Below are 21,483 nucleotides of genomic sequence, written 5' to 3' on the forward strand. Positions count from 1 at the left end.
TGCGGTAACGGAGCCCTACACACCCGAATCAGACGGGGTTGTAGGGACTCGAGGGATTTTATCGAGCGTTGGTGACCGTCAAAATTACCCTAATCGTATCTTTTTTAATAATTTGCGGGAATGGTCTTTGTTCAATCCCGGTTCATTTCCCGGACGTAAACCGCCAACGAGGTCTCGAAAGTCGACCTGTCGATCTTGTACTGCGGTTGCGAGTCGGTGAAGTGGTTGCAGTGCTCTGAAACCACTCGGTAGAGAAAGCGGAACAAATGCCGAGGAACGCGTAGCGATTCGAAATCGACGAGCATCCGTTCGTACGATAACGAATCGTCAAACAGATCCTTCGGCTCGGGTGACTTGCCGTCCGCCGCACAGGCTTGCATGCGTGCCCGGGTAAGGTCATAGAGCGATTCGCCGGTCCACTGGAACGCCGGAATCACGTTCTGCTTGTCCAGTCGAGCCCGTTCGTGGAATTCGCGGCTCTCCCGTTCGGTGTCCCGGTAGAGCTCCTCGGGCAACATCATTTTGAACCCCATGCCAGGGTGCTTGAGCAATTTGTTGTCCAGCAACGGCCATACAAACCGCCGCATCAACTCGGGCTTTCCGCCGGTCATGTGCGGTTCGTCCACGCGGTCCATCAGGACGATCATCCCGTCAAACCCCAGCCGTGATAAAACACCCTGGAATTTACGCAGCAGCTCATAGCGATCGTCGGTGCGATCGTACCGAGGCATCGGCTGGCTCTCGAGCTCCTTGCTGGGGAACTGCATCAGGACCTTGCGAACGGCCGCGGTTTCGCGCTTGCCGACCCGCATGTGACGGTGGATTCCGGCGGCGGCGAAGTGGTTTTTCACCCACCGAATCAGATAGGGCAGTTTGCCAAAAAAGACGAGAATCGGAATCAGCCACAGCAGATTCCAGGTGCGAACGCCGTCCTCGTCGGCTGAGTTTAAAAACAGCCAACCGATCACGCACGTGACCAGGACCGACCAGAGGATCGCAAAGTAGAAATCCAGCGAGGCGGTCCAGTTGTGGTAACCCAATTTGGATCGGAGCTGGGCAAATCGCCCGGTAAACGTTGACGACGTGGATTGATCGTAACAAGCCGCCAGCAGCAGCAAGTCACGGGCGTCGTTGCGATCGAGTTTGGATATCCGTTGGGGATCGATTTGATTCCCGTCGTCTGATTTCGGGCGGAAGTCAACGTCATCGGCCAGCACTTGGTCGACCAACTCGGTCACACCGATGCACATGATCGAGTCCATGTGGTCCCACAGACGCCACGCGTCGAGAGCTTTCTCGGGCTTCCTCGCAGCACGTTTGCCGAGCCGTTCGCAGAAGTGATCCAGGAACGGATTGAAGTCGTCATACCGCAGGATGTAGACGCGCCGGTCCGGATTCTGTTCGTTGAACTGGATCAGATGCCGGTCGACTTGCAGACGCATCGCCGTTTTCCCGGACCCCTTGGGACCGAAAATGATCGCGGTCGCCGGTTCGGTGGGATCGCCGTAAACCTTGTCCCATGCGGGGTGGTAGGCGTTACGAATGCAGTGCTGTTTGAACACCGGGTCCGTTTGTGCGTCCTCTTCTGCGAAAGGATTCCGAACGATGCCGTGGTGTTCAAGGAAGTTTTGAGTATTCACGCGTGTTTACGTTACTGACCGACGGAAGTGACCATTTTTTTGAACGATTCGCTATTGGCTTTGATAACCGCCTCGGGGCCAATCATTTTGACGAAATACTGACGACGGCGTGGCGAATCGCCTTCGGGTTCGACCAGGATCGCCCCCATCATCGCGTAGCCTTCGTGACGCACCATGCGACCACCGGCGAACGGTCCGCCACCCATCCGCGTCGCATACTGCCCGGATACCTGCACGGTGTGCACCGCCCATCCGCCGCTCTGTGTTTCCTTGGGCCCGACGGTTTTTCGATCCGGGCCGCTGAATTGGCCGATCCATCGATCGATGTTCGCCTTCACACCACCGCTGGCGGGCATCATCGTGACGCGGGCGGTTTGGGCATCTTCGCCTTCGCCGGCGGAGGCCTGAAATTCGTGTTCGATAATATTGTTTGCCTTGGGTGCCCGTTTGAATTCGGCCGGGACAACCAGCGTGCCTGCGCCGAAGACGTCAATCTTCTCCGTCGTCGTGGCGGTTTCGTCACCGGATGCCCACAACGGTGCGGCGAGCAGGGTGAGCACAGCCATGATCAATGTTCGTGGTCGCGTCAAAGCACAATTCATCGGAATCACCTTGGGCAATTGGGGGTGGGGTCAGGCAACATAGGCACACGATACTGTCTTGAGGCTGTCAAGATGAGGGGGCTAATCGCGTATTTGCGGGGAAGGCGCCTCTCAGGCTGACATGGAATCCGATGCGGACGGATGCGAATCGGATGCGGGAGGATGCCCGGCGGACTATGCTTCCGACCAATACATTGTCGCACCAGGACACTTTTTGCACCGACAACGGTTGGCGAGCGGAATGTCTGCTGGCATACTATTCCGCGTCGTTGCAGCAGCAATTGATCCCGCCTTAACCACTTCTGGAGCCCTTTTTAGTGGCTAAAATCCTGCTTCTCCCGCTTCGATTGGCTGTCGGCTACGGCCTTTCACCCCGCCTGTTGGGTCACATTGCGATCGTCATGTTGGTGATCCTGCGGATCACGATCGGCTACCACTTTCTCAGCGAAGGCACCGAGAAATACCACGCCGGCAACTGGACCGCGAAGCCCTTTTTCGCCAACGCGACCGGCCCGTTTGCCGGGCAGTTTCGCAAAATGGTGTGGGACCACGACGGCGCGATGCGACTGGATCTGAAACAGTCGCAGATCATTTGGGCCACGTACCGCGACGCAATCGCTAACCATTATGGTTTCGACGAGGAGCAAAAAGCCAACGCGCAGCGAAACTACATCGAGGCCGTTGAACAATTCAAATACATAACGGAACTCAACGCGAACGAGATCGAGGAGTTCCAGTTGGGCCTGGAGCGGATCGAATCGCTCGATTTGGACCCCGTCCGCGACGGTGTCAGTTCGCTCGGTGGACAACGCGAAACCGTTCGGCGAGAGTTGACCCAGTTGATCGCCCCGACGCTCAACCAGATCGACATGATTTGGGAAAACTACGAGACCTCTCAAAACCAACTCGCCACCGACGAACAGATCGCCCGGCATCCCGCGTACAAACTGGTGCGCCCGCGAAATGCCATGATGGACACGAGCCTGATCGACGTCATCATTCCCTACTTCGACATCGCCTTGGGATGGTGCCTGATCCTTGGCTTGTTCACCTCGGTCGCATCGCTCGCGTTGGGCGTTTTCCTGCTCTCGGTATTTTTGAGCCAGTTCCCTCCGACGACGGGACCGGGTTCGTCGAACTATCAACTGATCGAAGGTTTGGCGTGCTTCGTTCTGGCTGCGACCGGGGCGGGACGTTTCGCCGGACTAGACTTCTTCCTGCACCTGATCATTCGAAAAGTTTGCGGGCCTGACGAAGCGGCCGGTTAACGGCTCGAACAGATCGCCGGTTGATTCGGAGGAGTTTCACCTGATTCGACCGGTTCCCACCTACTCACTCACCTCTAAGCACCTTCCCCCGACGGAATTTCCTCTGCGATGGTTGATAAACTCTCAAAAGACCAACGTGACGTTGGCGAATCAAACTACTACAACGCCGTCGGCAGCTACTACGATGTCAACCGGCGTGATTTCTTGCGTGGCGTGGTCGCCGCCGGCGCGGCGGGTGGAGCGGGTGTCGGTGCGGCATACTTTGGCTACGGCAAGGTCAACGACCCGGTCCGCGTGGCAGTGATCGGAACCGGAGACGAAGGCAATGTTCTGATCGGTGGCTGCAATCCCGAATACGTGGACGTCAAAGCGATCTGCGACATCCGCCCATTCAGCCAACACCGTGCTTTCCATGGCGATTGGTCGAGCTCATCGGCGCTGAAACGTCGGCCCGGTTTGATCAGCGTCGCGGGTTACAAAGACGAGGCCGAAGCTCGCCGGAACGTCAAAGTCTACGACGGCAGCAACGGCGGCATCATGGAATGCCTGGATCATCCGGACATCGAAGCGGTGATCATCGCACTCCCGCTGTGGTTGCACGCACCGGTCGCCGCACTCGCGATGGAACGTGGCCTGCACGTCCTGACCGAAAAACTGATGGCTCACAACGTGGCCCAGTGCAAAGTCATGGCCCGCATGGCTGGCGAGTTGAAAGACAAGGACGGAAACCCGATCCATTTGGCGACCGGCCACCAACGTCACTACAACGTGAAGTACGAAAACGCGGTTAACCTGATCCGTTGGGGACTGCTCGGTCAATTGCACCACATCCGTGCCCAGTGGCACCGCGGAAACCTGCCCGGCGGCGACAGTTGGTCGATGCCGATCCCGGGTGGCGAGATGATCGGATCGGAACGCTTCGATCGCATCGCCAAAGACATCGAATATCGCAAGCGAGCGTTGAAGGAAACGCGGGATCCCGACGAACAGGTTCGCTTGAAGAACGAGATCGCACTCTGGGAAGCCTGGGATGCGGACAAGAACGTCGACCCGAAAAAGTTCGGCTACACCGATTTCTCCGTCGGCGACAAACTCTTCACCGCCGCCGAGGAATTGCACCGATGGCGATTGTTCCAACGAACCGGCGCCGGTTTGATGGCCGAACTCGGTTCGCACCAACTCGACGCCGTGAGCATCTTCCTCAGCTCGCTGCGTGACGACGGCAAAAAGGTACACCCACTGACGGTGCACGCTGTCGGAGGCCGCCACATCATGCCGCTCGACCGCGAAGTCGGCGATCACGTTTACTGCATGTTCGAATTCCCTGGGCCTGAGTACGCTCCTTCGTTCGATGTCGGCTATTACGACCGCGTCGAAAACTATCCGAAGTCGAAGAAGGTCAAAGGCGGTTACGAACAAATCGAACCGGTCGCTGGCTACGAAACCGATCCGAACAAGAAGGTCGTCGTGACTTACTCGTCGATCAACGGAAACGGCTTTGGCGGTTGGGGCGAAGTCGTGATGGGGTCGAAGGGAACTCTCGTCATGGACAAGGAAACCGACGTTTATCTCTACCGCGGCAGCGACACGAAGAGCAAAGCAGGCGTTGCCAAGAAAGCCGGCGGATACGCATTGGACACCTCCGCATCAGGCGACTACGCCGCACCGGTCGCTCAAGCAGCATCGTCCGGACCGGTCAGTCGCGGTTACCAGGAAGAGATCGAGCACTGGGCGTACTGCATCCGCAACCCAGATCCCGAAAATCGCCCACGGTGCTACCCTGCCGTCGCGATGGGAGATGCGGTGATCGCTCTGGGAACCAACGTTGCTCTCAAACGAGCCAACCGCGGAGAAAGCGGCTTCATGAAGTTCGAAGAAGAATGGTTCGACGTCGACAGTGACGCGACGCCAGACGACAGCGACATCGCTGCCGAAACCAAGTTCATGAAAAAGCCGGTCGCCTAGCCGATCGTCTTCACTGCGAAGAGAAGCTCCACGCCCGCCTATCGTGAATTTCGATAGGCGGGCTTTTTTGTGGCGGCGTGTTTATTTTGGCCGCAATAATCAGGGAACGAACACGCGTTCCTGGGGCGTTTTTAACGATGCAGTGGCCTGAATTCGGGTGAATCCAGCACCGGGATTGGACTCGTCAAAATGCAGAATCCACCACGGTAGCGAAACTCGCCAACGGGCTGTTGATTTATTCGTTTAACGGGCAGCCAAAGGCGACCTACTTGCCACTGCACGTCGCCTACGGCTACCGGTTAAACGCAATACCGTTCAATTTTCGTTTAACCCGTGCCCGAAGGGTAGGTTGTGTTCCGTCAAGCGTCGCCTACGGCTACCGGTCAAACGAAAACGCCATAACCCGGTGCTTCATTGAACGGTATTGCGGTTAAACGAAAACAGGTTGACTCTCGATTAAATCGACAAACCGCCAAGAGTTTCGGCGGGTCCTGTGAAACGCCGAAAGTCTTGGCGACTTTCGCTACGGGGGCGACTCGAATTTCTAGCGGCAACCGCCCACGGTTGCGTGCGCTGAATGGTCGTTGAGGACTTGTGAGCCCGGCGTTAGGGCTGGGGGCGCTTGCTGTGGTAGCGCCGCCACGTGTTCATCGACGTTTGCAGGTGCTGCTTTGCGGGTTGTTTGATTTGGTAGCACTGCAGACTCACTTGGCCTTGATACCCAATCTCGTCGAGTACTCGAATGACGCGGCCGACGTCAAAATTTCCCTCGCCCAACGGTTTGATCAGCTCACCCCAATCGCGTGTGCCAGGTGGAACGCGATTCGCGCCGCTAATCTGAACTAGCTTCAAATGCGGAGCAATCGATCGCAAGGTTGCTTCGAGTTGAGCGTTCTCGTTTTGCCGCAGAAAGTGACAAAGGTTGAAGCTGATTCCCAGGTTGGATCGGTCGGCAAGTTTACGCAGGTGTTCGGTTCGCTCGATCGTGTCCGTTCGAAACCCGACATGGGGATACAGGACAACATCCAGGTTGTTTGCCTTGGCCTGATCACACACCATGCGGATGACGTTGACAGCATCCTCGTCACTCGCGTTCGCGCCCGAGAGCCCCAACCAAACGAGTGTTCCTTTTCCCCGAAGCATGCTGAGATGCTCAACCACCTGCGAGGGAACCTCCTTGCTCGTGGCGGGCAAAACGACGTACGTCGCGGCAACGTTGACGTCATGTTTCTCAAACGCCGCAAAGAATTCTTGGCTCGCATTGGCGGGACGAGTGCAGATACCGTCGTACCCCAATCGCTTCAGCAGCAGGGCCTGGTCTTCGGGAGAAGTTACGCTGCCGAACGCGTTGTCGATGACGGAGAGCGTGCGTTTCTTTCCGGTCTTTGTTCCCGGAGCATCTTTGTCTTTCGCCCTGTGTTGGATGTAGCGATCGTGCAATTGGCTGAGAACCTCTGGGTGCTGCTGCGCAATATTATTTTCTTCTTTCGGATCTTCGCTGAGATTGTAAAGATTCCAATCGGCAGGCCGCTTTGGCTCACCCTTTCCGTAGCGGACGATCTTCCAGTCACCGTATCGCAGTGCCCGGCGATTCACCGACGGCTTCCAGATCCAGTAGAACTCGCGTTGAGGAAGCTGCTCATCGTCAAAGAGCACCGGCGCGAGATCGATACCGTCCAGGCTCGCAGGCGGTTCCGCTCCGGTCACTCCCGCCAACGTTGGGAGCCAATCAACGATGTGAACCTGATCGGACACCGTTTTCGGCTCGATACGACCGGGCCAATTCGCGATCCCGGGAACATGGATCCCGCCTTCCCATACGTCGACCTTTTTGCCACGCATGGGCAGCGGCTGATTGAAGTCCGTCAGTTTCAGGTCGCTCGGGTACGCGTTGCCATTCCACGATCCTTGGGGGCCATTGTCTGAAGAAAACAGAATGAGCGTGTTCTCCCGCTGGCCCGCTCGGTCCAACGCAGCCACGACCTCACCGATTGCGTGATCAACGTGGTGGACAGCCGCGAGGAGCAGGCGTTTCTCAGGATCCGTTTCGGATTGAATCTTGCCGTCGGGATCATTGAACCATTTGATTTCGTCTTCGTTCAACCAACGCTTCGGATTGGCCGGATCTCGCTGCGTCGGACGGTCGACGAACGTCCCCCGCTCATCCAGTGGCGTGTGCGGGGCATGGAACGTCAACATCATGAAGAACGGTCGATCGTGGTCCTCCTGGATCACGCGCACCGCGTCTTCGGCGATCAAGTCCGTCGCGTGTTTGCCGTTTTCCGCACCAGGAATCAGCTCGAGATTGCGATGCCAGGTGTTGTAGAACCCGCCCTTGCGATAGCGGTGGTCGTACATACCAACGGCCCCGGTGAGCGACCCATAGCTGTAGTCGAACCCGTGATGATTGGGGCCGTCCTCCGGATTCGAACCCATGTGCCATTTACCGATGAGATACGTTTGGTAACCAACCGATTTCATCATGTTCGCCAGGGTTGGCGTTCCGACCGGGAAGCAACGCTCGTTGGTCGCCTCCAACGGCGTCTGCCCAAAGCGTCCTGGGTAGCGACCGGTAAAGCACGCCACACGCGTGGGAGTACATTGCGGCATCACATAGTGATTCGCGAGCCGCGCCCCCTCAGTGGCGAGCCGATCAAGATTCGGCGTGCAAGCCTTTTGCGGGTTGTTGTAACCGATGTCCGCCCAACCTTGATCATCGGTGATGATGACCACTACGTTCGGCTTGTCGGCATAAACCGCGGCGGAAAAAAGGGTCACGAACACGATTGCCAGGGCGGGCAAACGACACAAACACAGGTGTTTAGGCAAGAACATGGGCGGGGCGAGGGGGGGGTGAAAGGGCGGGCGACACTCACGCCCTGTCCGCAGCCCGAGGATTCATCGAGCGAGAACAACGAGGCATGACCAGTGTCACGGAAGGTGGGAGGTTGGCGGCCAGAACAGTCATCGTGCGATGTGGTCTCGAGGCCCCCAAAGAACCGCCAAGATACCACGAGCGAAAACCCTTTTCAGGTCATCGCAGACGAAAGAATGCCAACCCTGCATCAGACGCATCGAGACCGGCACGGACAGCCCCCTCGGCACCGAAAGTGTTCTTGCGTGCACCTTGCCGGGTTCTTACCGATCCTTGTTGGTTGCAATCGATCGGCGAATAACGTCCGCTGCGAACCGGAACGACCCGCATAAACGGCAGGGAATCAGAATCGGCGAGTCGCCTCGAGGAAGATTCTTGGAAGCGGCCCCTGTTTGCAATTAAGCTCGAAATGATTGGTTCACGACTTTGTCATCGTCGATCGTAGGGCGATGAGTTTTGCTAGGAGCATATTCCATGGTCTCGACACCGCTGTCTCGCCGTCACTGGCTCGCTTTGTCAGGTAGTTCTCTCGCCGTGTCGATGCTGCGCGCGGACGAACCAACGTCGGGAGCCAGCGAGTACGACTCGGCGAACGACACCCCGGCTTCTGCTCCCACCTACACTTCCGCGAAGGAGTTCGACTGGCAGTTCGGCATGAAGCTCCAAACCCCGGTGACGTTCACGAGTGGATTGGTGACGTTTCCGGTGCCGATGGAATGGCCAGAACAGAGCGTTACCCTCGGCACGCGAGATGTGTCGGGGCAAATCACTCAAATGCAAGTCCGTGACCTGCCCGGCGGTGCCCGGCAGGTGGTCATTGGGATCGCACGAATGACCGCGAACAGTTCGGCGAACGTGCTGCTGAACTACCGCATTGAAAAACGAAACATCATCGCGCCTACCGAAACTGATTCACTCGTGATTCCCACTCGCGTGCCACGCGACATGCGATCCTACATGGGCAGCAGCCCGATGATCGATAACACCAACCGAGAAATAAGAAGCCTCTCTCGGCAACTCGAGTCCGAGAGGGAAGAAGGGGAATCCGCGTGGCAAACCGTTCGCCGAATCTACGACCGGGTGCGAGAGAAGGTGACCTATACCGAAGGGCCGATTCGCAACGCCTCTGACGCATTGAAAGACGGCAAAGGTGACTGCGAAGACATGACTAGTTTATTCGTGGCCCTTTGTCGCAACGCAAAAATTCCGGCGAGAATGGTTTGGATCCCAGGGCATTGCTATCCGGAGTTCTACCTCGAACGCGACGGTGGCGGGAACGAGTCAGGGCACTGGTATCCCTGCCAAGCCGCAGGGACCGAGCAGTTCGGCGAGATGCAAGAAGACCGCCCGGTGTTGCAAAAAGGCGATCGGTTCAAGGTACCCGAACATCGGAAGATCGTTCGCTATGTCAGCGAGTACTTCCGATGCGATCGCCGCGGAAAAGGATCACCCAAGATTGACTTCGTCCGAGAGCTGCAATCCTGATCTACTGGATCGGACGGACGCGGATGTCGCGCCACCGGACTTCGTACGGCCCCTTGTTCTTTCCAATGCCGTGAACTTGCAGGCCGATGAACCCGCTGCCTGAGGATTCGGGGTCGACAATGTCAGCGACCTTCGTGTCGTTAACCCACGTTTGGATTCGATCTCCGATCGCCCTGACGCGATACCGATTGAACTTTCCGTTCTGATAGGCATCTTTGATCGGTTGTTCTTTCGTGATCCAACCACGACCGGTCGCTTCGCCATAGATATAGCCCGACTCGCCCGGAGCGGATTCGATCTCGACCTGGGGACCATAGACGCGTCCACCTTCGTCACGAGTTTTTGAACGGATCTGCACACCACTGTTGAGCCCTTCGTCGACGTTGACTTCAAACGTCAACTCGAAGTTTTCGTAGCTTTCGTCGGAGCACAAAAACGAGTTGGGGCTGCCGACTGCGGTCTTGCCGATGATGATTCCGTCTTCGACTCGGTAGGAGGCGGTGCCATTCTTTTGAGTCCAGCCCTCAAGGGATTCCCCGTTGAAGATCGATTGCCAGCCGTCGCCGTCAATGTTCGGCGGCTGGTTCAGGGCGGCCGCTTTGTCCGTGTCAGATGGCTGTTGTTCCACGTCTGCTGCGTTGGCCGGTTCCCCCGCGGCGGCTTCGGTGGACGTCAACACTTTGTTGTCGATCGCAGGCAGGTCAACCGTACCGGTAGCGGCCCACGCGGTTCCGCGACGCAGAGTCGTTTGGAAGGCCAGGCCTTTCATAGCATTGACGTCGTGCCCGAGAGTGCTGTGGAAGACACGCCCTTTGCCGAATTGAATCGTCATCAAGATCGGCTCATGTTCACCGGTACCGCGGGTGGACGGGTCGCTGTAGGCGGTCGCGAGGACGTCCATGTTTTCGGCAGGGCCGCGAAGACGACCGTACAGCTCATCGGCAACTTGCATGAACGACCGAGGCAGTCCCCTTGTGATCGGGTGGTCTGGATTGCGAACAACGATTTCGAAAGGAACGCGACGACCATGGGTGCCGCCGGATCCTTTGGACGTGTCGCGAGTGAATCGTTGGAGGTCTTCTTTCCAACGGACATAGGGGCCGTCCTTCTCGTTACGGCCTCCCCATCCGCCGATGCCGATCATGCGGTTGTATGCTTCCCAAGCCGGGAACGAATTGTCGGCAGCGTGAACACTGACGAACCCACCTCCGTCCTTCATGTAAGTCTCGAACGCCTGCTGTGTTTCTTTGCTCCACAGTTCGCCGTTGTAGTTTGAGACGACCACGTCGTAGTCGGCAAAGTTCGGCGAGAAAGTCGACATGTCGCCACGTTTCCCCGGTGTCGTTGCGATCGTCACGTCCGCGAACCCACCTGACTCGAGCGTTTCGACAATCATGGGGGTGGTCTCTTTCCATTTGTGGTTGTTCTGACCGTCGATCAGAAGAACTTTCAATGGAGCCGCTGTGTGAGAATCGGCTGCCGACGCCGCAGGGGTGCCGAAAATCGCGGCGACGCAGAACGCCAAAAACAGGGGCAGACAGGAGGTCACGAGCCGGGTGTACAAAGGGGGACGCATCAAAGCTGTATTCATGGTTTCGGTAGGTACGAGAGGTCATTCCAAGAGGCGGGCCGGCACGATCGCGGTTCGTGTTGCCACGATGGCGAGCGAATGCCGGGGTGAACAGAGGGGCGTCTAATCTACCAGAAAACCGCCACACGAAAAAAGCGACTTGTTCCGTCACCCGAATCTTCGGTGTGCGGAACAAGTCGCTTGATGCGATCTCGTTTTGACTTCACTCATCGGCCAAGGCGGTCACAACGTCTCGCCTTGGTCGATGGTGCAACGGCGGTCTGGCCTAGCGAAGCGGCAGCGAGAATTCGTTGCCACCTGGGCCGCTGCGACGGGTGATCCGGTCGTTCTTCGGTGCCAGGTAATGCGTCGCTTCTTCGGCGACCAAGACGGTGTCGCCACTGCGGACTTCCGTGCGGAAGCGATGGTGCCCGCCGGTCTCGGCTTGAGCAACAATGGTCATCTTGACCTCTTCACCGGCATCGATGCGAGGGATCGGATCGATCAACACCTGACCGGTGATGACTTTGCCGACGTGTCCACTGATTTGCTTCGGCTCGATGCCGTGGCTGAACTGTGCGACTGCTTGGACGTTGTGGGCCGGTTTGCTGCCGCGGTTGCGGATCACAATTTGGTACGAAACGTCTTCACCAATCGGTGCCGGAGCCGACGGGTCGACGACCGACAAGACAAGGTCAGCAATCGCCTCGACGTTGGTGTCCAAGCTGACGTTAGTCTGTCCGGCGGCGCTGCCTTTGCAGTCGAACGCGAATTGGTGCGTTCCGGTCGATTCCATGCGGCACTGGAACTGATACTTGCGGACGGCACCTGGAGTCAGCGACGCGATCTTCCAACGCAGTTGGTTGTCGATCATCGTGGCACCTTCCATGCCGCCTTGGTAAACAACGCCCATTGGGAGTTGCAAGTTGGCGATGACGTCTTCGCTCGCGGTTGTGCCGTGGTTGGTCAACTCGAGTTGGTACGTTGCGTTGGAGCCTTGGTATTTCACCTCGGGGCCGCTCAAGATCGCTTCCAGGTCAGCGGCCAGAACGCGAACGTTCTTACCGGCTTCGGCACGCAGGTCGAGGTCGCCAACGGCGAGTCCGTGAATCTTCAATTCGCCGAGGTCCTGTGCGGTCAGTTCCACTTCGAACTGAGCTTCTTTGCCGGCAGGGATATCACCGATGCGTTGGCTCTGTGGCGAACTCGATTCAGGGCTCAGGGTAAAGACGACTTCCGGTGCAATGCCATCACCCGGGTTGAGAACGCGGATTTGGTAAGTCTTCGACTGGCCGTAGATGACTTCATCCGGTCCATCGATGGTCAACGCGAGTTGCGGTTCTTGAACGATAACCTGAACGATCTTCTTCTGAGGTGCCAGGGTCCAGTCCACGTCGAGGTCGTGAGTCCCAGGACGTGCGGCCTTCAAGCGAACGTACATGGTTTCGCTCTCACCGGCACCGAGTTTCTCGATCCGCCAGTTCAGATTGCGGACTTGTTCTTCGGTTGCCGACTGCACGTCGCCGCGAGTGACCTGATGTCCAACGACGTCGCCCCAGTCAGGAATGTGAGCACGAACGACGAGGCCTTCGGCATCGACCGATCCACGGTTTTCAACGCGGATCTCGTACGGGTGCGTTTGGCGAATCATCACGCGGCGTGGGCCGGCGGTGAGGATACGGATGACCGGGAGTTCCGTCGCGGTCATGTTCGAATTAGCAGCAACGTTGATCGCTGGTGTTTTCGGAGTCGCAATCGCAGCCGCTGCGGTGCCGTGCTGGTCACGCATCGCGTTGGGATGCTGAGTGGCGGCGGGCGACGACGGGGCTTGTTGCCCGTAGCCAGTGGATTGTCCGTAAACAGGCGTTTGTCCGTAGCCAGTGCCCTGTCCGTAACCGGCGGTGTGATAATTCGGTGCCGTTGGACCAGCCGCGGTTCGGCTGCGTGGAGCAAACGCGTCTTCGTGCGACGTGAACTGCGAATCGTGCTGTGCCTTCATCGGATCAGGCGTCGCATGCTGGTTTTCGATCGGCAATCGATCGCTGATCGGGTGCAGGGCAACGTCGGAGTTCCCGACTCCGGCCAGCGAGCCAGCCGAACGTCCGCCGTCCTGATTGTTTCCGAACGTGGTCATCCGGTTGAACTGGTTGGCTGGTTTGGAGCCGGCCGAATTGGCGGCAACGGTTCCGGCGTCGGCAGGTGCCTGTTGGCGGCTCGACACGGCTTGGTTGTTGACAGCAGTCGGCTGCGGAGCAGGTGCCGGACGAGTCGTTGACGGTGTGTTCGTCGACGCGATCTCTGCTTGGCGTGCGGCGCCGAGCGTGATCGAGGACACGTTCGTTTCAGGCTTCGCAGGAGCGGGTGCTGGTGCAGGTGCGGTCGCTACTTGACGCGGTGCTGGTGCCGGTGCTGGTTTCTCCGGTGCAGGAGCTGGTTTCGGCGCCGGCTTCCGGACCGGTGCGGCCGCGATACGAGGCGTTTCGGTCTTGGCCGGTTCTGGTTTGGACGTCACTTCGGTAGCAACGCGGCGTGACGAAGGTTGCTCGCTCTTGACGACCGCTTTCTTAGTTGGCACGGCGGCTACCTTGGTAGGCTCCGCAACTGCCTTCGGCGGTTCGGTCTTCGCAGGCGTGGTTTTGGCAGGCGCGGTGCTCTTGACCACTTTGCGGCTGACGCGTGGAACCAACTCGACCGAATCGGTGGTGTCGGAATTCTTGATCACGCGCGGCGTGCTCTTCTTGACCAACGCAGGTTCTTTGGACTCGATGCGAGTCGGCTGCGACGCGGTCGAATCGAGACTGACCGGACGCCGGCTGCTGCTGGAGACCGACAACGGAGCCGGGCGACGGCTGCTCGTTGCGGCTGGCTCCGGCGAAGGGGTGCTCAACCGACGAGGTGTGGTTTGGGCGATAGGCGGTGGTGTCGGAATTGCCGAGCGGGTGCCACTGGTGGACGAACTACGCGAAGGCTGCGCGAGTTGACGGCTGGCGGTACCGGGGTCGCGGATCGGCGCCGCCGATTTCGATGCGGTGTGCTCGCCGTTCGGGGTGTGATAGGGGATACCACTCCAGTCCACGTCGCGTTCGGTCGGTGTAGGCGTCGCACGGCGGTACGGCTCGCTACTTTTCGAACTGCTGCTGTTCGATGATCCACCGAACAGGCTGCCGAGCAGGCCGCCGGCGTTCGAGTAATTGGAGCTACCGTATCGGCGCTTCGAGCTGAGTTCTTTGCCGACCACCTGTTTGATTTGTGGTGATTCTTCGAACGTTTGGGCGGTCGCGACATTCGCGGGTCCCAAACCGACAGAGCTGGACACGACCGCGGCGGCGAGGAGTGCGGCCATACCGCGAGTTCGCCTTGGCGGGCTCAAGAAGGAAAAAAGGGCGTTGCGGTTCATTAGATTCTCGCCTCGAGGCACGAAAGGGTAGTTCCATCGTGATATCGGTTCGAACAGTCGTGCTTTTTGAATCAATCTTTCTGACCTTGCGGAATTGAACGAGATTCCCGGTTGTGAGGGCAGTGAAAGTCGCCGATAACGTCTGAAATTGCCGTTCGAATCTGGTCTGCGTTTCCCGCTGCGGCGGTCCTCAATACCCGTTGAGGCCGCTCTTTTCTGCCCGATCACGATTCGTTTTTGCCTAAATACCCACTTTGCCAAAACACAATGTCACGACGCGAAAAAATTGAAGCGATGCTAGTGGACGATCCCACCGATACGTTTCTGCGGTATTCCCTGGCGATGGAGTTCCGTAGCGAGGGGAATTCTGAGCAGAGTTTGGAAAAACTCGGCGAGTTGACGCGTGACAAAGAGCCGTATGTGCCGGCGTTCTTCATGGCGGGACAGCAACTCGTCGAGTTGGGCCGAGTCGATGAAGCCCGGGGCATGCTGCGAGACGGAATCGAAGAGGCTCGCCGGCAAGGAAACTCGCACGCGGCGGCGGAGATGAGCGAATTGCTCGCGTCGCTCGGCAGCCTGGGCGAAGGAAGCGATGCGGACGAAGACGACGATCTTTGAAAAACACCAACACGAATTCCAATCACCATTCCACCACCGCGATTGTCCTGCGTCTGGTGGAATTCAGCGAAACGAGCCTGGTGGTCACTCTGTTGACTCGGGACTTGGGGCGAATTTCAGCATTGGCCAAAGGTGCTCGACGCCTCAAGGGGCCGTTCGAAGGCTCGCTGGATTTGCTGTCGGTTTGCCGCGTGACGTTGATCGCCAAGGCGGGCGACACGCTCGATTTGTTGACCGAATCGAAACTGCGTCGGCGGTTTCGTGGCGGTGATCGATCCTTGTCGCGAACCTACGCGGGCTATTACGTGGCCGAAACGCTGCGTTGGTGGCTCGACGATTCGGAACGTCACGAGGAGTTGTTCGACCTGACCCTTGCGACGCTGGGCCAGATCGATGGCGAAGGCCCGGTTGCTGAAATTCTGTTGGCCTACGATTGCCAGTGCCTCCGTTTGCTCGGTCACGCGCCGGCGACGAGGGCCTGTTCCGCATGTGGCGTGAAACTCGATTTGCTTCCCCAAAGCGGCGAGCAGAACGCGGCGGCGAAAACGAAACTGCCCCGCGGTCGCAAAATCGCGTTTTCGCTCGACGGCGGCGGGGTCGTATGCGAGGCCTGCCGGGCACGCCAATCTTCGTTGGTCTTGATCACCCACGCGACTCTCCAATCACTCGACGGATTGCTACAGAAACCGACCGAGGCTGCCGATGAGGATACCGGTGGCCCGCCCAAGGAAGACACCGAACGGGAAAGCAATTTTCCGTTGACTTCGCTGTTGCCATGGGTGAGTGAAACTTCGTATCCCGAACTGCGTGGTTTAATCAGTCGGTACATGCAGAGTTTGCTGGGTCGATCTCTCCGGATGCAACCGTTCCTACCCGGAACGATTCGCCGGCGGTAGATCATCACCGGAATTCCTCCTTGTGCCGGCGACTCGACAAGGATGATGGAACATCGATGCCTGACCCGAACACCTGCCCAACACCTAACGAGACACTCTCTCGCGGCTTCGCGTGCTTTGGCTGCGGACGCTCTTTGACCGTGTTGCTAACCGGCCTGATCTCGCTGACTGCGATCGGCAACGCCGCCGCGCAAGAGGAAGAAACCCTGTGGCAGTCGACACAGAAGACGGCCGACAGCGTGACCCGTTTCCTCACCGGTCGTGAGCAAACCGACGCGGCTCGAGCACGAGAGCTGTACCAAGAAGCCGACACGATCTTTCGAAACGCCGCCCACGATATCCGCACCGTCGCTCGCGATGGCGAAACCGAGGGTGACGAAAAGAGCCAATTCGCGAAAGCGGCGAAACTGTTCGGCCGGGCCGCAGACGCCGAACCAGGATCGGCATTGTCGCAAGACGCCATGTTCATGCAGGCTGAGAGTCTGTTCTTCGCCGACAAACTGATGGCGGCGAGCGACGTCTACGCGAAGCTGCAGAAAGACTACCCACGCAACCGGCACAACGACCGGGTGGCGGCACGGCTATTCGAAATCTCGCAGTACTGGATCGACACCGAGAAAGCGAAACCAAACAGTTGGTGGTCGCTGAACCTTTTCGATCCCACCCGGCCACGTCTCGATGTTGACGGACACGCCGTTCGCGTGCTCGACCAAATCCGTTACGACGACCCCACGGGACGTTTGGCCGATGACGCAACCATGGCTGCGGCGGCGGAGTACATTCGCCAAGGCAAATATGAAATGGCCGACGAATTCCTGACGGACCTTCGCGAGACGTTTCCCGACAGCGAACACTTTTTCGTGGCTCACCTTTTGGGGATCCGCGCCAAACTCGAGATTTACGCCGGGCCTCAGTACAGCGGGTTGATGCTCGAAGAAGCTGAAAAACTCGTCAACCAAACTCGCCAACGTTTTCCCGACAAGATGCGTGACCAAGAGACCGCCGACATGATCGCGAGGGCGTCCGCGGAAGTCGCCTATCGCCGGTCCGAACACCTGTATGCACGGGCTCAGTACCGCGAAAAGAAGGGCGAGAATCGCGCCGCATCGGAATACTATCAAAAGATTCTCGATGAGTACCCGAGCACGCCGATCGCGGACAAAGCTCGTGCTCGTCTCGAGAAAACATCGGGCCTGCCGCCGGTTCCGAAACAACGACTCAGTTGGCTGAAGGCCGTTTTCCCGGACTCGGACCGGTCGCCGCCGTTGGTTACCAAATTCGAGTCGCCCTCCGGGGAAGACCGCGAGACAATGCTGCGGTGATCGAAATGAATTTGCCCCAATGGGTGAGACTACGAACCGGGAGCGTTGCATTCATTGCGGTGCTCCTGTTTGTCGTTACAAACGGGTGTGCACCCTATCAATTCGGCAACGCGGCTTTGTTTCCGTCCGGGATTCAAACCGTGCATGTTCCCATTGTGCGTGACGCATCGTTTCGACACGACCTCGGACTCCAATTGACCGAAGCGTTGATCCGTGAGATCGAATTGCGGACACCGTACAAAGTCACCGCGGATCCTTTCGCCGACACGACGCTACGCTGCGAAGTGATCGGAGAAACGAAACGCGTGCTCACCGAAACCGACGCCGACTATCCACGCGCTCTTGATGCCGCGGTCCAAGTCCGTGCGTCATGGACCGATCGAGCGGGACGTTTGCTGCTGAACAATTCCATCGTCCCGACAGATGACCTGACGATCCTTTTTAGCCAGGATGAACGATTTGTTCCTGAGGCCGGGCAAAGCGTGGACATGGCGATGCAGCAAGCCATCGAAGACCTCGCCGGTCGAATCGTCAGCCAGATGGAAACCCGCTGGTAATCGCCTGCGAGACGCATCGAAAATGATTTAGCGGATGTCGCCGGTCGTCGATCGTCGATCGTCGATCGTCTGAAACCTCTCGATTCCAGCTACGTGGTTTGGACACGTCACATATCAAAATGCTCTAGCAGAGCGTTTGGGCGTTGGCGAAAGCGTTCGGTCACTCGATGTAGCAAACACACGATGCCATGGACGCCACTGTCGAGCGTTAACGGAAATCATCCGCTAATCACCGCAGATCCTCGCGTCATTTCTTGCCAGCTCGCTACCGTACCATGGCGTTCGTATGCCCCTTGGCGATGCGACTGCGTTGCAACCCGAGATTTGCGAACCGACTCTCGATAGCATGAGAGTCGCTATCTCGTGAGGTTCACGCAAAGGGTTTTCTCACGCAAACTTTTGTTTTGCGTTACCGCCAAACTGCGGCGGGTATCCAAATGTCGCGTCATTGAACAAAGACATCCCGGGTGTGTAGGCTTTGAGATCCGTGGTCTGTGATCGGTAATTGTGTTTGAAATGATTCTGCGATGTTGAGCATTGAAACTCTGATTCTGATCACGGGAATTCTGCTTTTACTGGGGATCGCGTCGAACCAATTCTCATCACGGATGGGAGTGCCGGTTCTTTTCATCTTCCTCGTCGTCGGCATGCTCGCGGGGTCCGAGGGAATCGGCGGGATCGAGTTTGAAGACTACTCCGTCGCGTACGGCATCGGAACCGTTGCACTATGCCTGATCCTTTTTGACGGAGGCGTCCGCACACCCTATCAATCGATTCGCTCAGCATGGAAACCGGCCAGCGTTCTGGCGACGCTCGGCGTTTTTATTACCGCCGTAACGACCGGCCTGGCGGCGTCTTGGATCCTGGGGCTGACTGTTTGGCAAGGCTTGCTGCTGGGCAGCATTGTTGGGTCGACCGACGCGTCAGTGGTGTTCTCGGTCCTGCGCGGCGGTGGTGTTCAGATCCGCCCGCGTCTGGCGAACACGCTCGAGGTCGAGAGCGGCTCGAACGATCCGATGGCGATTTTCCTGACGATCGGTCTGATCCAGGTGCTTACCGGCGAAGTTCCGTTCGGCGTGGGGCTGCTGACGCTGTTTCTCAACCAAATCGTGGTGGGAACGTTGGTCGGCCTGTGGGTTGGATGGGCCGGATCATGGATGCTCCAACACATCCGGTTGAAAGCGGCCGGGCTGTATCCGGTCATGGCGACGGGACTCGGCATGTTTGCGTTCGGGTTCGCTGCCGCGTTCGGTGGCAGCGGATTCCTGGCGGTGTACCTGGCGGGAATCGTGATCGGAAATCGCCGCCCGGTGTTTCATCGCGGGATTTTGTTGTTCCATGACGCATTGGCGTGGATGTGCCAAATCCTGATGTTTACCGCGTTGGGTATTTTGTCGTTTCCGAGCCGGTTGATCGCGGTCGCAATGCCCGCACTGATGATTGCGTTGGTGTTGATCTTCATCGCGAGGCCGCTCGCGGTTTTCATCTGCGCCGCGCCGTTTCGGTTTTCTCGCCAAGAGTTGACGTTCCTATCTTGGGTCGGGTTGAAAGGGGCGGTTCCGATTACTCTCGCAACATTCCCCATGCTCGCCGGATTGCCCGGCGCGGCGGTGATGTTCGACACCGTGTTCTTCGTCGTGTTGGTGTCGGCGTTGGTTCAAGGTTGGACGTTGCCGTCGGTCGCGAAGTACCTGAAACTAGACATTGTCAGCCGTCGACCGCCACCGGTCACGCTTGAGATCTCCTCACTGCGAAACGTCGAAGGGGACATCGTCGAGTATTACGTGGACAAGGGATGTCGGGCGGAAGGTAGCTTGATTCGCAATCTGGCCCTTCCCGAAGGTGTCGTCATTGCGTTGATCGTTCGTGATGAGCAAACCATCCTGCCGCAAGGACGCACCCGCATTCAACATGGCGATCACATCATCGTGGTATTGCGTCCAAAGATCCGGGCGATGGTGGATCGTGTCTTTGCGTGCGACGATTGCTCACCCGCGTCGCTACCGGTGCAAATGGAGTTTCCGCTGCGTGGTTCCATCATGATTCGCGATCTGGAACAGTGCTACGGATTGACGCTCGGGGGCAATCCCAACGCTTCGCTGAGCAACTGGATGCGAGAACAACTGTCGACCGATGAACTGAAAGAGGGTGCGACCGTCCGCAACGAGCAACTCGCGTTTCACATCCGTGAGCTCACCGAAGATGGTTCGATCGAAAACGTCGGCATGACGTTATTACCTCAAGAGGAAACGACGCCAGAGGCCACCAATCCTACCGAGTTGAAAGTGGCAGAAACGATTCCCGCGTCTCCGGTGAGCGAACCTACTGACGTTGCCGAGAGCGGTGAGATTCCCCACAGCGGTGATAATGCTTGAGATGCGGTTGTTTAGAGCTTTTCTTAAACCCTGACGCGTCCGATCCGGTAGCAAGATCACCAGAATCCAGCCCCGGAAAGGCTGGCGACATCGGTTACATCATTCTTCCAAACGCTCTCGTATTCCGACGCAGTTTGGTTTTCAGGCAGGTGGTAGTGGATCTTGTTAAAGATCCTCACGCAGCAGGATCTTTAACAAGATCCACTACCCGGAATAGCGTTGGCATTGACGACTAAACGATATCGACAAAGCCAACGGCTTTTGTCGTGCGACTGCGGTCTCTCGCGACGGAGGAGGCCGGAGTCGAAACGTGGAGCCAACTAGGCCGCTTTGCGTTGTGATTCGTTCGCGGCCGTTCCCAAGGCGGGTACGTTTGCACGTTTGCGACGCAGGTCTCGCATTGCGACTGCGTTCTCGTGCAGTTGCGATTCGATGTGGCGAATGCGTTCTTGCATCGACGCGTTTGCATCGAGGCTCGCGTCGAGTTCCGCAGAGACGCTTTGCAGTTGTTTGCGAAGGTCGCTTTCGACCACTTGCAGCGATTCGGCTTTCTGACGCATCGCGACGGCTTGCGGTTGAAACTGCTTTGCGTTTTCGAGTTGTGCGTTGGTTTCCTGGAGTTCGCGACGCAGGCTGGCGATCACCTTGGTTTGTTCGGCGATCTGTTGGCGAACGTGTTCGTGCTCGACAGAGTAAACGGTGATCCGTTCTTCGCGTTTCTCCAGTTCGCTCTGCAGTTGAGCTTCCTGAGCACGACGAGCCTGCAATTCGGACTCGGCTTTTGCCAACGCGTTGGACTTTTGAGCGACCGTTTCCTTGAGTTTTTCAAACTCGGGACGGAACGAATTGAGACGCTGGATTTCGGCACGATGGCGATTGATCGCATCTTCCTGTTCGTTGAGTTTCGCCTGCA

General features: G+C 57.8%; 14 protein-coding genes and 1 pseudogene. 8 read left to right on the forward strand and 7 right to left on the reverse strand.

Going from position 1 to position 21,483, the window contains the following annotated elements; genetic code table 11:
- Positions 1–131: 131 nt before the first annotated feature.
- Positions 132–1,640, reverse strand: coding sequence for a P-loop NTPase family protein (locus tag RSSM_RS19550; RefSeq protein ID WP_008682623.1), 1,509 nt, complete (start codon positions 1,638–1,640; stop codon positions 132–134).
- An 11-nt stretch (positions 1,641–1,651) separates the two neighbouring features.
- Positions 1,652–2,206 carry a gluconolactonase gene (locus RSSM_RS19555; protein WP_236621247.1) on the reverse strand — a complete coding sequence of 185 codons (555 nt, stop codon included), beginning with the start codon at positions 2,204–2,206 and terminating at the stop codon, positions 1,652–1,654.
- A 353-nt stretch (positions 2,207–2,559) separates the two neighbouring features.
- Here RSSM_RS19555 and RSSM_RS19560 point away from each other — a divergent pair, with 353 nt between their 5' ends.
- Positions 2,560–3,510 carry a membrane protein gene (locus tag RSSM_RS19560; protein ID WP_044303065.1) on the forward strand — a complete coding sequence of 317 codons (951 nt, stop codon included), beginning with the start codon at positions 2,560–2,562 and terminating at the stop codon, positions 3,508–3,510.
- A 108-nt stretch (positions 3,511–3,618) separates the two neighbouring features.
- On the forward strand, positions 3,619–5,475 hold the full coding sequence (locus RSSM_RS19565) for a Gfo/Idh/MocA family protein (protein WP_008682629.1): 1,857 nt from the start codon (positions 3,619–3,621) through the stop codon (positions 5,473–5,475).
- 606 nt (positions 5,476–6,081) lie between these two features.
- On the opposite strand, the gene RSSM_RS31815 is transcribed toward RSSM_RS19565, so the two are convergent.
- Positions 6,082–8,253: a sulfatase-like hydrolase/transferase gene (locus RSSM_RS31815; RefSeq protein ID WP_160168156.1), complete on the reverse strand. Its 2,172-nt coding sequence runs from the start codon at positions 8,251–8,253 to the stop codon at positions 6,082–6,084.
- Between the two features lie 571 nt (positions 8,254–8,824).
- On the opposite strand from RSSM_RS31815, the gene RSSM_RS19575 reads away from it, so the two are divergent.
- Positions 8,825–9,835 (forward strand): transglutaminase-like domain-containing protein, encoded by a 1,011-nt coding sequence (locus tag RSSM_RS19575; protein ID WP_008682637.1) that lies wholly within the window; start codon positions 8,825–8,827, stop codon positions 9,833–9,835.
- Between the two features lies 1 nt (position 9,836).
- On the opposite strand, the gene RSSM_RS19580 is transcribed toward RSSM_RS19575, so the two are convergent.
- Positions 9,837–11,426, reverse strand: coding sequence for a family 16 glycoside hydrolase (locus RSSM_RS19580; RefSeq protein ID WP_236621248.1), 1,590 nt, complete (start codon positions 11,424–11,426; stop codon positions 9,837–9,839).
- A 265-nt stretch (positions 11,427–11,691) separates the two neighbouring features.
- Positions 11,692–14,748: a COG1361 family protein gene (locus RSSM_RS19585; RefSeq protein ID WP_008682644.1), complete on the reverse strand. Its 3,057-nt coding sequence runs from the start codon at positions 14,746–14,748 to the stop codon at positions 11,692–11,694.
- A gap of 321 nt (positions 14,749–15,069) precedes the next feature.
- On the opposite strand from RSSM_RS19585, the gene RSSM_RS19590 reads away from it, so the two are divergent.
- The 5 genes from RSSM_RS19590 (at position 15,070) to RSSM_RS19610 (ending at position 20,570) form a co-directional block, all read left to right on the forward strand.
- Positions 15,070–15,420, forward strand: coding sequence for a tetratricopeptide repeat protein (locus RSSM_RS19590; protein WP_008682645.1), 351 nt, complete (start codon positions 15,070–15,072; stop codon positions 15,418–15,420).
- On the forward strand, positions 15,417–16,316 hold the full coding sequence (gene recO, locus RSSM_RS19595) for a DNA repair protein RecO (RefSeq protein WP_008682647.1): 900 nt from the start codon (positions 15,417–15,419) through the stop codon (positions 16,314–16,316). Before RSSM_RS19590 ends, recO begins: the two co-directional genes overlap by 4 nt.
- 56 nt (positions 16,317–16,372) lie before the next feature.
- On the forward strand, positions 16,373–17,638 hold the full coding sequence (locus tag RSSM_RS19600; protein ID WP_144059964.1) for a tetratricopeptide repeat protein: 1,266 nt from the start codon (positions 16,373–16,375) through the stop codon (positions 17,636–17,638).
- Positions 17,639–17,643: 5 nt separating this feature from the next.
- The gene (gene lptE, locus RSSM_RS19605) at positions 17,644–18,195 is read left to right on the forward strand and encodes an LPS assembly lipoprotein LptE (RefSeq protein ID WP_081613844.1); all 552 of its coding nucleotides are present in this window, start codon (positions 17,644–17,646) and stop codon (positions 18,193–18,195) included.
- Between the two features lie 527 nt (positions 18,196–18,722).
- Positions 18,723–20,570 (forward strand): potassium/proton antiporter, encoded by a 1,848-nt coding sequence (locus RSSM_RS19610; protein ID WP_008682655.1) that lies wholly within the window; start codon positions 18,723–18,725, stop codon positions 20,568–20,570.
- A 56-nt stretch (positions 20,571–20,626) separates the two neighbouring features.
- On the opposite strand, the gene RSSM_RS35200 is transcribed toward RSSM_RS19610, so the two are convergent.
- Together RSSM_RS35200 and RSSM_RS33845 are read right to left on the reverse strand one after the other, a co-directional pair.
- Positions 20,627–20,749 carry a hypothetical protein gene (locus RSSM_RS35200; protein ID WP_008682657.1) on the reverse strand — a complete coding sequence of 41 codons (123 nt, stop codon included), beginning with the start codon at positions 20,747–20,749 and terminating at the stop codon, positions 20,627–20,629.
- Between the two features lie 141 nt (positions 20,750–20,890).
- Positions 20,891–21,483 (reverse strand): annotated as a pseudogene (locus tag RSSM_RS33845) (hypothetical protein); the annotation flags it as partial.

Source organism: Aporhodopirellula sallentina SM41 (assembly GCF_000346505.1).
Lineage (GTDB): Bacteria > Planctomycetota > Planctomycetia > Pirellulales > Pirellulaceae > Rhodopirellula > Rhodopirellula sallentina.

Coding starts and splice junctions, on each gene's coding strand:
- RSSM_RS19555 (WP_236621247.1), bottom strand. CDS start 2,206: ATGGCTGTGCTCACCCTGCTCGCCGCACCGTTGTGGGCATCCGGTGAC.
- RSSM_RS19565 (WP_008682629.1), top strand. CDS start 3,619: ATGGTTGATAAACTCTCAAAAGACCAACGTGACGTTGGCGAATCAAAC.
- RSSM_RS19575 (WP_008682637.1), top strand. CDS start 8,825: ATGGTCTCGACACCGCTGTCTCGCCGTCACTGGCTCGCTTTGTCAGGT.
- RSSM_RS19580 (WP_236621248.1), bottom strand. CDS start 11,426: ATGAATACAGCTTTGATGCGTCCCCCTTTGTACACCCGGCTCGTGACC.
- RSSM_RS19585 (WP_008682644.1), bottom strand. CDS start 14,748: ATGGCCGCACTCCTCGCCGCCGCGGTCGTGTCCAGCTCTGTCGGTTTG.
- RSSM_RS19590 (WP_008682645.1), top strand. CDS start 15,070: ATGTCACGACGCGAAAAAATTGAAGCGATGCTAGTGGACGATCCCACC.
- RSSM_RS19600 (WP_144059964.1), top strand. CDS start 16,373: ATGCCTGACCCGAACACCTGCCCAACACCTAACGAGACACTCTCTCGC.
- lptE (WP_081613844.1), top strand. CDS start 17,644: ATGAATTTGCCCCAATGGGTGAGACTACGAACCGGGAGCGTTGCATTC.
- RSSM_RS19610 (WP_008682655.1), top strand. CDS start 18,723: ATGTTGAGCATTGAAACTCTGATTCTGATCACGGGAATTCTGCTTTTA.